This window comes from Halomonas halmophila (genome assembly GCF_006540005.1).
In the GTDB taxonomy this organism is placed as follows: domain Bacteria; phylum Pseudomonadota; class Gammaproteobacteria; order Pseudomonadales; family Halomonadaceae; genus Halomonas; species Halomonas halmophila.
Genome location: NZ_BJOC01000024.1, coordinates 48,048 through 60,494, shown reverse-complemented (window position 1 = coordinate 60,494; position 12,447 = coordinate 48,048). Strand labels below are relative to the sequence as shown.

Annotated in this window: 10 protein-coding genes and 1 pseudogene; 6 read left to right on the top strand and 5 right to left on the bottom strand. The window is 63.0% G+C overall.

Annotation, left to right across the window (positions count from 1 at the left end; all coding sequences use genetic code 11):
- Positions 1-17: 17 nt before the first annotated feature.
- The 3 genes from HHA01_RS09855 to HHA01_RS09845 all read right to left on the bottom strand — a co-directional run bounded on the left by HHA01_RS09855 (position 18) and on the right by HHA01_RS09845 (position 3,596).
- On the bottom strand, positions 18-587 hold the full coding sequence (locus tag HHA01_RS09855; RefSeq protein WP_141320215.1) for a porin family protein: 570 nt from the start codon (positions 585-587) through the stop codon (positions 18-20).
- A gap of 85 nt (positions 588-672) precedes the next feature.
- Entirely contained in the window at positions 673-1,575 is a 903-nt protein-coding gene (locus HHA01_RS09850) for a ketopantoate reductase family protein (RefSeq protein WP_141320212.1), read from the bottom strand.
- Positions 1,572-3,596, bottom strand: coding sequence for a DNA topoisomerase III (locus HHA01_RS09845; RefSeq protein ID WP_141320211.1), 2,025 nt, complete (start codon positions 3,594-3,596; stop codon positions 1,572-1,574). The genes HHA01_RS09850 and HHA01_RS09845 overlap by 4 nt, the downstream gene beginning before the upstream one ends.
- A 118-nt stretch (positions 3,597-3,714) precedes the next feature.
- Between HHA01_RS09845 and HHA01_RS09840 the strand changes: the two genes are divergently transcribed.
- Both HHA01_RS09840 and HHA01_RS09835 read left to right on the top strand, forming a co-directional pair.
- Entirely contained in the window at positions 3,715-4,959 is a 1,245-nt protein-coding gene (locus tag HHA01_RS09840; RefSeq protein WP_141320209.1) for an ABC1 kinase family protein, read from the top strand.
- 64 nt (positions 4,960-5,023) lie between these two features.
- Positions 5,024-6,850 (top strand): SEC-C domain-containing protein, encoded by a 1,827-nt coding sequence (locus tag HHA01_RS09835; RefSeq protein ID WP_141320207.1) that lies wholly within the window; start codon positions 5,024-5,026, stop codon positions 6,848-6,850.
- 45 nt (positions 6,851-6,895) lie between these two features.
- On the opposite strand, the gene HHA01_RS09830 is transcribed toward HHA01_RS09835, so the two are convergent.
- Positions 6,896-8,254, bottom strand: coding sequence for an AmpG family muropeptide MFS transporter (locus tag HHA01_RS09830; RefSeq protein WP_141320205.1), 1,359 nt, complete (start codon positions 8,252-8,254; stop codon positions 6,896-6,898).
- A 163-nt stretch (positions 8,255-8,417) separates the two neighbouring features.
- Here HHA01_RS09830 and rfaH point away from each other — a divergent pair, with 163 nt between their 5' ends.
- Positions 8,418-8,960 (top strand): transcription/translation regulatory transformer protein RfaH, encoded by a 543-nt coding sequence (rfaH, locus tag HHA01_RS09825; RefSeq protein ID WP_141320203.1) that lies wholly within the window; start codon positions 8,418-8,420, stop codon positions 8,958-8,960.
- A gap of 34 nt (positions 8,961-8,994) precedes the next feature.
- On the top strand, positions 8,995-9,501 hold the full coding sequence (locus HHA01_RS09820) for an FKBP-type peptidyl-prolyl cis-trans isomerase (RefSeq protein ID WP_141320201.1): 507 nt from the start codon (positions 8,995-8,997) through the stop codon (positions 9,499-9,501).
- A 225-nt stretch (positions 9,502-9,726) separates the two neighbouring features.
- Here the strand turns inward: HHA01_RS09820 and HHA01_RS15055 are convergent.
- Positions 9,727-9,915, bottom strand: a pseudogene (locus HHA01_RS15055) (phage integrase N-terminal SAM-like domain-containing protein); the annotation flags it as partial.
- 413 nt (positions 9,916-10,328) lie between these two features.
- Here HHA01_RS15055 and HHA01_RS09810 point away from each other — a divergent pair.
- Positions 10,329-11,087 carry a hypothetical protein gene (locus tag HHA01_RS09810; protein WP_141320199.1) on the top strand — a complete coding sequence of 253 codons (759 nt, stop codon included), beginning with the start codon at positions 10,329-10,331 and terminating at the stop codon, positions 11,085-11,087.
- 581 nt (positions 11,088-11,668) lie between these two features.
- A complete protein-coding gene (locus HHA01_RS09800) occupies positions 11,669-12,442 on the top strand; it encodes a hypothetical protein (protein WP_141320197.1) in 774 nt (257 codons plus the stop codon).
- Positions 12,443-12,447: the final 5 nt, after the last annotated feature.

Here is a 12,447-nt window from a genome sequence, read left to right as displayed (position 1 = left end):
TTACGGCTTACGGCTTACTAGAACGGCACCCTCACGGTGGCGTTGATGCGGTTGAGGTGGGAGAGCGTCTTGTCGTCGAAGTGTTCGTATTCGATCTGGCTGATGACGCCGTTGTTATGCCAGCGGGCGCCGAAGCCTTCGACGCGGGCGATGCCGTTTTCCTCGAGTCCGAGACTGCCCGTGGAGCCGTCGGTGTCCCAGTTAGCCAGGCCGGACTTGGCGTAGAGGCCGAAGCCGTCTTGCAGGCGGATGCCGGCGATCAGGCTGCCACCGAGGCTGGTGGTGTCGACCAGGCGTTGGCCTGACACGGGCACGGCGTCGCTGTCGCGATAGCTGAACTCGGCGCCCAGGTCCAGTGCCGGCATGGTGGTGGAGTTGATGCCGGCCGTCAGGCTGAAGCCGGACGTGAAGCGGTCGCCCGACTCGACATCCTGGCCCTCGATGATCAGGCCGTTGTCGAGCTGGGTGATGCGCGTGGACTGCTGTGAAAAGACCGGCTCGTCGTCGGCAACCGTCACGCATGAAGAAAACCCGGTGACCACCATCACCAGGCCGGTTGCGATCCACTTGTCTGCTCGAGAATTCATGTCCCCTGACCTCGATGTGGCCCAGGGCAGGCCGCTTGCGACTTCATTTCTTGTGATTCATGAAAGCTAGCACTCGACCTTCGACTTATCCAGTCGCCGAGCGTTGGCTGAAATAACGGTGAAAGGCCGCGAGGCAGGGTGTCGCTCGGTGGTGCTCCCGCGCCAGGCGCAACAGGGGCAGCAGGATGGCGTCATGTTCGGTGGGGCGGCCGGTCAGCACGTCCTGCAACATGGAGGCTCGGTTGTGGGCCGTGTCCTCGATCACCTGCCAGACCAGCCCGCTCAGCCCCTGGGCCGGCAACGCAATCCCGGCGCTGTGCATGATGTCCGCCACTTCGGCGATGATGGCGTTGGTAATGGGCGCGAAGCGCGGTTCTGCAAGCCGTCCGTTACGGATGCGGTAGCGGGCGACCACCGGGTTGATGGCCGCATTGACGGCCAGCTTGTGCCACAGGCGCTGGTGGATGTCGTCCACCGCCTGGCTGGCCAGGCCCGCCCGGGTCAGGGTGTCGGCCAGCTCGGTGGAAAGGCTCGCATGCTCGCCCGCCAGGTGGCCGATCCAGGTGTGGCCATGGCCGGCGTGCACGATATGCGCATCGCTCTGGCGATAAGCGCCTTCGGTGGTGCTGGCGCACAGGGTGGGGCCCGGCCAGTCGCGGGTCAGCCGGGGCTGCACCTCGAGCCCGTTCTGCCACAGTACCAGTGGCGTTGCCGCCGGCAGGCGCGTGGCCACCTCGGCCAGGGCAGACTCGGCGGCGTAGGCCTTGGTCAGCAGATGCACGGTGGTGACGGTCGAGAGATCGCGCTCGGTCAATGCCGCTGCAAGTCGGCCGTCCACGGCATGTTGCGTTGTGCTGCCTTGCGGGCTGGTCAGTGACTGTGGCGTCGGCAGGGAGCGCCGCCCGGCGAGCACCACCGGCTGCTGCAAGGCCAGCTTGATGCCGAGCAGGCCGCCCATGGCGCCGGGACCGATGATCAGCTGGGTCATGACGACTTGCCACCACTGCCGCGCCGCGAGCGCGAGCTGCCGGAGGACTTGCTGCGGCTTGACGCGCTGCGGGTCGTGCTCTTCTGGTTGGAAGCCTTCCCGCCTGACGCGCTGCCCTGAGTGCGCTTGCCCCGCGACTGGGTGCGCCGGCCGCCTTTTTTGCCGCCGGCCTTGCCGCCGCTTCGGGGCTCGGGCCCCTGGGCCTGCTGTAGGGCGTTGTGGACCCGGCCGGCATCGGCGTGTTGCAACAGCTGACGCAGGTCCGCCACCAGCCCATCCAGAAAGGGCGCCGCTGGATCATCGTTTTCGGCAATACTGGCCAGGCGCTGCTCCCACTGTGCCGTCCGTTCCGGTCGCCCGACGGCTTCCGGCAGCGAGGCGATCAGGGCGCTGCCCAGCCGGCTGGCCCTGAGGCTCTTGCCTTCGCGCACCAGGTAGCCGCGCTCCAGCAGCGTCTCGATGATGCCGGCCCGCGTCGCTTCGGTGCCCAGTCCGTCGGAGTCGCGCAGGGTGCGCCGAATCGAGGCGTCGTCGACATAGCGGGCGATGTTCATCATCGCCTTGATCAGGCTGGCATCGGTGAAGTGTTCGGGAGGCCGGGTCTCGCGATCCTCCACGCCGGCGTCATCGACGCGACACGTCTCGCCCTCGTTGAGCGGTGGCAGCGGCGGGGCCTCGTCACGGGTGGTGAACAAGGGCTTCCAGCCCGGCTCGAGGACCTCCTGGCCGCGGGCGCGGAAGCGTTCCTCGAGGATGGTGAACTCGGCCTTTACCTCGCGGGTCTGCAGGGCGGGATAGAACTGAGCCAGCACATTTCGGGTGATCAGGCGAAAGATGTCGGCTTCCTGGCGCGACAGCTTTTCCAGGTCGGCCGGCTTGCCGGTGGGCGAGAGGGCGTGGTGGGCGCCCACCTGCTTGTCGTTCCAGGCCTTGGAGCGTCGCGAGAAATCGGCGCCGGCCAGCCAGCGGCCCAGCGTCTCGTCATGCCGGCAGGCCCCCTGCAGGGTGCGCTGCGCGCCCTGGAAGTGCTCCTCGGGCAGGTAGCGGCAGTCCGAACGTGGATAGGTGATCAACTGGTGGCGCTCGTAGAGGCGCTGACAGATGTCGAGCACCGCCTTGGCCGAGAGGCCGTGACGACGCGCGGCATCGACCTGCAGCGCCGAGAGCGAGTAGGGCAGCGGGGCGGCCTGGCGCTTGTCGCGGCTCTCCAGGCTGGTCAGCCGGCCTTCGGCCCCCGGCAGGCGCGGTGCCAGGGCATCGGCGGCCCGGCGATCGAGCAGCCGGCCCTGGTCATCCAGCCGGTGCGATTCGCCGGGCACCCACCAGGCGCGCAGTGTGCCGCGGGCTACCGCCAGGTCGGCCCACAGCACGAAGAAGGGCACCGGCGTGAAGTCGCGGATCTCGGCATCACGGCGCACCACCAGGCCGAGCACCGGGGTCTGCACCCGACCTACCGAGAGCACCCCGTCATGCCCGGCCTGGCGGCCCACCAGGGTCCAGGCCCGGGTCAGGTTGATGCCGTACAGCCAGTCGGCCCGGGCGCGCGCCTGGGCGGCCTGATACAGGGATGCGTAGCGGCGGTTGTCCTCCAGTCGTGCCAGGGCACGCTTGACCGCCGGCGGGTTCAGGTCGCTGACCAGCAGGCGGGCCACGTCGCGCTTCCAGCCCAGGTACTCGATGACCTCCTGGACCAGCAATTGGCCTTCGCGGTCCGGGTCGCCGGCATGCACCACCTGGGTGGCGCTCTTCAGCAGGCGGCGGATCACGCCAAGCTGCCCCTTGGCCTTGGGGCGCGGCATCAGCCGCCACTCGTCCGGCAGGATGGGCAGGCTGTCGAGTCGCCAGGTCTTCAGGGCCGGGTCATAGGCATCGGGTGGCGCCTGTTCCAGCAGGTGGCCAAGGCACCAGGTCACGGTGGTGTCGCCCGCCACCAGGGCGCCTTCCTCCTGACGCGGCGAGTTCGGCAGGGCATTGGCGATGGCTCGGGCCAGGCTGGGTTTCTCGGCGATGATCAGACGCATGGCATCTCGCGGGGCAATGAGCGAACATGGGGATTCTTACAGTATTTACTGGTATCCGCCAGAGGGCCCGGCCGCAAACCGACCGGTACCCCGCGCGCTGAGCGGACGGGAGGCAGCAGTGAGAGAACAGGGTCGACGACGGCGTCTTTTCGGCCTGGGCTCGCGAGCCGGCGGCGCCGTGCTCAAGCAGCGCCTGGGCGGGCAGGCCGATTGGCACGCGCTGGGCGAGTCGCTGTTCGACGGCCTCTCCGAGCTCAAGGGCCCGGCCATGAAACTGGCCCAGATCGTGTCCCAGTGGGATGACGTTCTGCCACCCGAGCTGGCCGATGAGCTGGCGCGTCTGCAGCGCCAGGCCGAACCCATGCCCTGGGAGGACATTCGGCGCACCCTGGTCGACTGCTACGGCGACCTCGACACGCCCTTTGCGTCCATCGAGACCCGGCCCTTTGCCAGCGCCTCCATGGGGCAGGTGCATCGGGCCGTCACGCATGACGGCGAGAGCGTGGTGCTCAAGGTGCAGTATCCCGGACTGGCCCAGGTGCTGGAGGATGACCTGCGCCAGGTGCGGCGCCTGATGCGTCTCGGCCGCTGGCTGCGCATGCCCCAGGCGCGGCTGGATGCCATGTTCGAGGAGCTGGCCACCAGCCTGCGTGGCGAGCTGGACTACCGGGCCGAGGCCGATGCCCTGTCGCGCTATCGCCAACGCTACGCCGAGCGCGATGAACTGGTGATCCCCGAACCGCTGCCGGACCTCTGCGGCGAGGGCGTGCTGGCCATGCGGTATGTCGAGGGCACCCCGCTGCGCGAGCTGGAGTCCGCCGAGGACGGATTGCGTCAGCGCCTCAGCACGACCCTGGCCGGCTGGCTGACGGAAGAGCTCTTCACCCATGGCGAGCTGCATGCCGATCCCCACGCCGGCAACTTCGCCGCCGATGCTGAGGGGCGGCTGGTGATCTATGACCTGGGCGCCGTCATCGAGGTTCCGACGACACGGCTCCGCACGCTGATGCACCTGCTGGATGCCACCCTCGAGAAGGACCCCATGGCCATGGACGAGGCCGTCATGGCGCTGGGCGGCCGCCAGGGGCAGGGCGCGCCGCTGGCTCTGTATCGCGAGACCGCCGATGCCATCGCGCCGCTGTTCGCGCCGGGCCCGCAGGACTTCGGCGACATTCGTGTTCATCAGCGTGTGCGTGAGCTCAGCCCGAAGATCTGGGCGGCGCTGGACCGGCTGCAGCCGCCGGCCGATACCCTCTTGCTGTCGCGCACCCTCAATGGCCACTACTGGAACCTGGTGCGGCTGCAAGCCCGCCTCGACATGACCGCACGTACTGCCCCGCTGCGGCAGTGGGCCTCGGAGTGAGCGGCTGCCAGGCCGGCACGCAGCTGTTAGACTGTGGCGTTTTCCGAACGTGTTGGAGACAGCGATGCTGGCGGTATGGGTAGAGCAGTTGCTGGGGTTCGCGTCCGGAGCATTGGGAGCCATACGCGAAGATGAGCGCTATCCCACCCTGATGGCCTGGGCACGGGAAGAGGGCCCAGCGCACTTCGAGGACGATCTGGCCACGGCCCAGGCCCTGGCACCGGAACTCTGGTCCCAGACGCCGCTGGAGCGGCTGGACTTCGAGTGCGAGCCGCTGGCCCGGCCGGGCGACAACGAGCCCTGCTGGTGCGACTCCGGACTCAGGATGCGGCAGTGCTGCGGCGCCGTGTCGCTGCCCGGGCATGTGCCCGGCCACCTGATGTGGATGCTGTCTCTGCGCGAGTGGAAGGGCGCGACGCTCAAGGCGGCGCTGGCCAGTGGGCTGGCGCCATCGCAGGCGCTGCTCGAAGCCGGCCTGATTGCCGGCGAATCCGGCCAGCGTGGGCGTGCCCAGCAGATCCTCGAATCGGTCTTCGACAACCCTGACTGGGACAACCTGCCCGACCAGGCCGAGCCTGCCTTCGAGATCCTCGTCGACCTCTACCAGGAGCGTGGCTTCAACCGCAAGCGCCAGGCCCTGCTGGATGCCGTCTTCGAGCATGGCCCCCTGTCCCTGCGCGGCGTTGCCCTGGAACGGCTGTGCCTGCTGCATCTCGACAACGACGATCTGGACAGTGCCCGGGCGGCCTTCGTGCGCGCCCAGCAGGCACTGCCCGACTCGCCGACGCTGGCCTACATCGAGGCCATGCTGCTGCTGCACGAGGGCAACGAGGAAGAAGCCGCCGAGCGTTCACGCTTCTGGTATCGGCGTCTGGCCCGGCAGGGCGATCTGGAGCCCGAGCAGCTGGAGTTTCTGGCCGAGCTGGCGGCGAATCCGGGGGCCACCCTGGCCGAACAGTTGCTCAACGCCGAAGCCGACCTGGCCGAGCCCCTGGTATCCCTGCAGTCCCTGATGCAGGAACTGCCAGAGGCCCCGTCGCTCGAATTCCAGCGCGGCGAAGACGGCCTGACCTATCACGCCAGTGCCCGGGACATGACGCATTACGCGGCCTTCCAGGCGGTGTTCGTCGCCCAGGTGGACCCGGAAGCCCTGTTGGGCTTCGACAGCGACCCCTGGCTGCAGGCCGAGGAATGGCTGCCGGCCCTGTGTGCCAATCCGGAATGGCTGGACTCGCCCGCCGTGGTGGAGTCCCTGGCGCTGGCGCTGACCAGTCGCTTCGGCAGCCTGCCGTGGATGGCGCCCAGCCTCTTCGAGCCCCTGGCACGGCGACTGCAGGGCTGGCTGGCCCAGGCCCATGCGCTGCAGGGCTCGGCCCTGGTCTGGGAAAACGCCGATAACGCCGTACTCCTGCGTACCGGGCTGGCCCTGGTGGTCGGCATGGAGCGTGGCGCGCGACAACATTCCCGCCAGCTCGCCGAGCGGCTGCTGGCGCTGGATGATCAGGACAGCCTGGGGCTGCGCGAGCTGGTGCTCGACCAGCTGCTGCGTGAAGGGCGCAACGACGAGGCCCTGACCCTCAGTGGCGAGGCCATGGCCGATGATCAAGTAGAGTCCGGTGCCATGCTGGGCATGATGATGGGACGCCTGCTGGCACTCTATCGGCTGGGGCGCTATGACGAGGCCAACGAGCAGTTGCAGCGGGTGTATCAGCATAATCGCCATGCCCTGGTACTGCTCTACAGCGACTCGCCCCGCGAGCCCTCGGGCAGCAGCACCGAGGCCGCGCCCGGTTCACCCGCCGAGGCCTGGCAGTATCGCACCCTCATGCGCGATCAATGGCGCAGTACCCCGGGCGCCCTGGAGTGGTTGAGCACCCGGGACCCGAGCTGATCTTCGCTCCGGCAGGCCCGGTGCAGGGCACCGGGAGTCCAGGACTTACTGGGCGACGGCGCCCTTGAGCAGGCTGCCACGGCGAATCCAGATGGCCAGCAGAATGGCCGGCACACCCAGCGCCGAGGCCACCAGGAAGAAGCTGGCGTAGCCCTGAAAATCGACCACCAGACCACCGAAGCCGCTCAGGAACTTGCCGGGCAGGGTCATCAGCGAGGAAAAGAGCGCGTACTGGGTCGCCGTATAGGCCCGCGAGGTCAGGCTCGACAGGAAGGCGATAAAGACCGCACTGGCCAGACCATTGGACAGGTTGTCGCCGATGATGGTGACCACCAGCATAGGCAGGTTATCGCCGGTGGAGGCCAGCAGCACGAACAGCAGGTTGGTCAGCGCCGTGGCCGTGGCACCGAAGACCAGCATGGTGCCGACGCCGTAACGCGCCACCAGCACCCCGCCGAGCAGGCCACCGAGGATGCTCATGGCGATACCGAAGATATTGGTCACGCTGGCGATGGTATCCAGCGAAAAGCCCAGATCGATATACAGCGGATTCGCCATGGAGGCCATGGCCAGATCGCTGATGCGGAACACCGCCACGAACACCAGCAGCCACAGTGCCTGACGCCGATAGCGCATGAAGAAGTCGGTAAACGGGCAGACGATGGCCCCAATGACCCAGGCGCCCAGGCGCCTCACCCAGTCCGGCTTGCCGCGGGTGGCGCGCAGGAAGGCGCGCACCCGGGGCTCGTGGATCAACTGCGAGGTCAGCGAGAGCCGCGCCGGCTCCGGGCGGATCAGCACGGTGAGGGTGCCGACCAGCACCAGCGCCGCCATGCACAGATAGGCCGCCTCCCAGGACACCGCCGAGGCCACATAGAGGGCGCCGGCCCCGGCGGCGATCAAGCCGCCCCGATAGCCGACGATATAGGTCGAGGCCATGGCCGCCTGCATGTCATCCGGGGCCGACTCGATGCGAAAGGCGTCGATGGCAATGTCCTGGGTCGCCGAGCCGAAGGCCACCAACAGCGAGAAGATCGCCACCTGGGCGAGATGCCCCACCGGATCGGTGAGCGCCAGACCCACCAGGCCCAGGGCGATCAACGCCTGTGCCAACAGCATCCAGCCTCGTCGCTGGCCGAACCAGCGGGTCAGCCCGGGCAGGGCCAGCCGGTCGACCACCGGCGCCCAGAAGAACTTGATCGAATACAGCATGCCGATCCAGGCGAAGAAGCCGATGGCGGCGACCTCGACACCATCACTGCGCAGCCAGGCGGTGAGGGTGGAAAACACCAGCAGAAAGGGCAAGCCGGCCGAAAAACCCAGGAACAGCATGGTCAGCACGGGCGCCCTGAGATAGATCGCCAAGGCATCGGACCAGCTGCGGTGGACGGAAGGTGTCGGCATGGCGCGGGCTCTCCTTGCGGCGTGCCTGAGCGACCCTCGCGGGGCCGATCAACAATGTTAGAATAGGCACCTATCCCGGGGGCAGGAAGGATCCCCCACCAGGTGCGTGCCCGATTGTTGCAGAGCACCGCAGGTGATACCAGCCGCAACGACCAGGAGCGACATGACAGACCACAGCCCATGCTCGAGCGAGGAAGACGATGCCGTGCCGCGCTGGTATGTGATTCAGTGCAAGGGCGGTGAATCCTTTCGTGCCGTGGAACACCTCGACAACCAGGGCTACGAGCTGTTCCACCCGGTGCTGGAAGTCCAGAAAAAGCGCCGCGGCAAACTCACCTGGGTCGTCGAGCCACTCTTCCCCAACTACCTCTTCATCCGGCTGGACAAGCTGGCCAGCAACTGGCGGCCCATCCGCTCCACCCGGGGCGTGCTGAAGATCGTCACCTTCGGCCTGCAATCACCGGTGCCGGTACACGACGACCTGGTGGAAGCCCTGCGCGCCAACGCCGGCCCCCAGGACGACAGCTCCGCCAACGTCTACTTCCGGGCCGGCGAAGCCGTCGAGATCACCTCCGGCCCCTTCAAGGACCTCCAGGCCGTGTTCGAGACCCACAAGGGCGAAGACCGCGCCATCGTGCTGCTCGGCATGCTGCACAAGCAGCAGCACCTGGAAATGCCCGTCAGCCAGCTACGTCGATGCGACTGACCGATACCGAACCAGATACTCCGAGGAGAAAACCATGCTTGTCGCGCCGCAACGAGTCGTAACCTTTCACTATGTACTCAGCGACGCCCAGGGCCAGACGCTGGACGACTCCCGGGCCCGCGACAAGCCGCTGGAATACCTGCACGGCCACGGCAACATCATGGCCGGGCTCGAAGAAGCCATGCTCGACAAGGCGCAGGGCGAGGAGCTCAGCGTGACCCTGGCCCCCGAGCAGGCCTACGGCGTGCGTGACGAAAGCCTGGTGCGCGAAGTCAGCCGCGACGCCTTCCCCAACAACGACCTCCAGGCCGGCATGCGCTTCCAGACACCCGGCGACGACGGCCCGGAAATCGTCACCGTGCTCGAAGCCCGCCCCGACAGTGTGCGCATCGACACCAACCACCCGCTGGCCGGCCACTCGCTCACCTACGGGGTCACGCTCCTCGACATCCGCGACGCCACCCGCGCCGAACTCGCCAAGGGCCACCCGCTGCCCTCCGGCACCACGCCGGAAGAAGTCGAAGACAAGAAGATGGTCTAAGATTCGGCGGCCAACTCACGCTCAGTAAACAGGCGGCATGCACCAACGCATGCCGCCATTTTTTGGTACGACGCTTTACAGTCAAAAGCCGGGATGATTAGTCTTGAAATCGAAGGCACCGAAGAGTGCCGGATAAATGACAACACCATGACGCAAGGGACTACCGCACAGAAAGCAGGGCGCTTTCCCCACATGCAGGTAGATGGCGGTAGCGTGCCTGAAACCTCAAGTGACCCAGCCCAGAAGACTGCGAACACTCCCGAACTCGCTGCCCAATTTATAGTGATAAAGAAAGGCCAAGGCATTCAGCGCCTGGTGCCGAGTAGCCGCAGCTAGCTTTCGCTGAATCGTCAGGTGCTCCAGGAAAGCTTGGACCTCAGGCCTTCCCATGCCAGCAGGGTGACGCACCCCGTGGAAGCGTAAGAAGAAACGTGTTCAGAGCATACGTCTTCACAGCGCGAGGACTGTATCGCCTAACTTATATGGTCGCCTTTACCTGATCCATCAGCTTTGGCGACTATGCCGTGCATAGCCATACCCATGTGATATATGGATGTATATACAGTGTTATTGTGAAAAGTAAAACGCGCAAGCACGCGAATCCGGTTTAGGCTGCACGAATGAAACCGTTGTCTTTTGAAATCATATAGTTATTTAATTCAAATAAGAATATTGAACGTGTGCGATCGTTCAAGTGAATAAACGAGCGCGCTATCTAATACCTGTTAGCTGAAAAAGGAAAATTTGTGCAGTCAGTTTTCATTCGACATAACTGTTCATCTACTCCCCACGTTCTGCGCCAATTGTGGGAGAGGCGGCTGATTGCGTTGCATTATGACGATGACTTTTCCACCAACCCCGCTGACTACTATCCTGCGGGCCGAAACGCACTCGAAAGATTATGGGGGTACTGTAACGACGGCGCTATTGTCGGCGCTGATTATAGACGTCTAGATGGGTCTAAAATGCTCGTTGGGTTCCTGGAGCAAGGTGCTCAGATATTCTCTGAAGAATTCCATGATCCCAGCTCTGGCGAGTCATTTATTTACAAAGTGGCTGCCCTGAGTAATGCAGTTGAAGTTCCTTACGCCGATTACCCATTGCTAGTTGGTGTCCAGCCGAGACAGGCAACATTAACGGGATGGCCCAGTGCGGAAGGGGCGCTATTAGCGGCTGTGGAAGGACGATCACTGCCGCGCAAGGCAAATTCGTTACACCCAAGCCAACTTGAGGTTCTTTGCTACGAATGGCTGCGCAGTTCCGGGCAATTGGAGCGGCTCGTTTTGCCCATTGGCAGAGGGCTAATGGATATCGATATTTTTGGCATCGATAGGGATGGGAAAAGGGTTATTGGTCAAGTTACCTATAGCAAACACGCTGCAGACCTTTCGGACAAACAATTCCGACTTTTGAGGCATGCACGTGATATTGATTCCGTTTACTTTTTTCTGCCAGAGGATGCCCCTCTGGTTGCCGGTAAGGGCGTCGAGTTGGTCACGTTTCGGAAAGTCTTGGATGACTTGGAAATAGACCAAGATGTCTCAACAAAAGCCATGCTACGAGAAATGTTTGCAGAGTACAGCTAACCATGTGGTCAACGGGACGCCAACTACGCTGCGCTCCGTTGGCGCCCATTACCACTGGCGTTAAATGTCTATGAAGATTAAAGTTCCAACATTTGAAGAATTTCGAAGCCATGATGGCCTTCACTATAAGAATCTTTGGCGAGAGGTTGGAGATGGCTGGTTTTGCCCTTCATGTAAAAGAAGCAAGTACGAGATTATGCGATGGGCTAAGAGATTTCCGAATAGCCCCAATGCTTTTTGGGGCTGGGTTGCGCCTCTTCATAAACACCATGATCATTCAGCGCCATACATGAGTAGTCAAGGAAGGTTTCCAATGACAACAATATGTGATCAATGCAATTCATCAGATGGAGCGGCCAAAAGAAAACTGAAGATTCCTAGGGACTTTTCGTTTTCTCCTCAGGAAATTGGAAGCTTCGTAAAAGCGACTCCGCACGGAAAGCACGAGATAGACTATGAAATGGCTAAAGCAATTTATGACTCGCTTCACATTTAACAATCGCAGGCACAGCGACGGCTTTTCCGTTACGGCTACGCCTTCACTACAAAGTCACGCGTGCTGCGGGCGTTAGAAGGCTATTATGGAAATACTTGAAATCATCAAGAGCGAATACCTTTCGATCATCTTTGGTGGCTTAGCAGGCGTGGGTACCGCGTGGCTGACGCAGAGAGTATTGAATAAGAGAGGTGTGTTTAGCTACTTCGTGAACCACAATAAGGTGGGGATGTCCGCAGAAGACGAGATCTTTGGGAATGTCTCGGTTACATGGAATGGAAATTCGGTCGACCATTTATATCTATCAACCATAGAACTAAAAAACGAAAGCCTTAACGATTACGAGAACGTGGTCATCCGAACCTATACAGATGACACGACACTCTTAACGGAATCAACGCAAATTCTCGACACGCCGAATATCATCGAATGGACGGAACATTATAGGAACCAGTTACGCGTAGCGGATGGCGAGCGTGCCACCGAGAATCAGATAAAAATACATGGTGGCCAGAGAGAGTACCTGATTCCGGTCTTCAATCGAGGGCAGGTGGTTAAGATTAGCTATCTAAATGCAGCAAATTCCGAGTCGATGCCACACATTTGGTTGGCTGCGACTCTCAAAGGGGTCAAAGTTAAATTCCGGATTCCAAAGCCGCAAATATTTGGGGTTCCTCAGCCCCAAGCGTCAGTAGTGGGAACTGGATTGGGTCTTGTGGGTTTAGTGCCGTTGGTTCTGCTAGCGGAAAGCCCGTGGATAGTTGGGCTGGTCGCGATCGTTTACGGAATTTGTGTCACGATTCCTGGAGCGTATGGTGTAAAAATATACCGCGTTTTAAGAGAAGCCGTTGGAGGATAGCACTT

Excerpts from the sequence above, each read along its gene's own strand:
- HHA01_RS09855 (WP_141320215.1), bottom strand. The coding sequence starts at position 587 with ATGAATTCTCGAGCAGACAAGTGGATCGCAACCGGCCTGGTGATGGTG.
- HHA01_RS09850 (WP_141320212.1), bottom strand. The coding sequence starts at position 1,575 with ATGACCCAGCTGATCATCGGTCCCGGCGCCATGGGCGGCCTGCTCGGC.
- HHA01_RS09845 (WP_141320211.1), bottom strand. The coding sequence starts at position 3,596 with ATGCGTCTGATCATCGCCGAGAAACCCAGCCTGGCCCGAGCCATCGCC.
- HHA01_RS09835 (WP_141320207.1), top strand. The coding sequence starts at position 5,024 with ATGCTGGCGGTATGGGTAGAGCAGTTGCTGGGGTTCGCGTCCGGAGCA.
- HHA01_RS09830 (WP_141320205.1), bottom strand. The coding sequence starts at position 8,254 with ATGCCGACACCTTCCGTCCACCGCAGCTGGTCCGATGCCTTGGCGATC.
- rfaH (WP_141320203.1), top strand. The coding sequence starts at position 8,418 with ATGACAGACCACAGCCCATGCTCGAGCGAGGAAGACGATGCCGTGCCG.
- HHA01_RS09820 (WP_141320201.1), top strand. The coding sequence starts at position 8,995 with ATGCTTGTCGCGCCGCAACGAGTCGTAACCTTTCACTATGTACTCAGC.
- HHA01_RS09800 (WP_141320197.1), top strand. The coding sequence starts at position 11,669 with ATGGAAATACTTGAAATCATCAAGAGCGAATACCTTTCGATCATCTTT.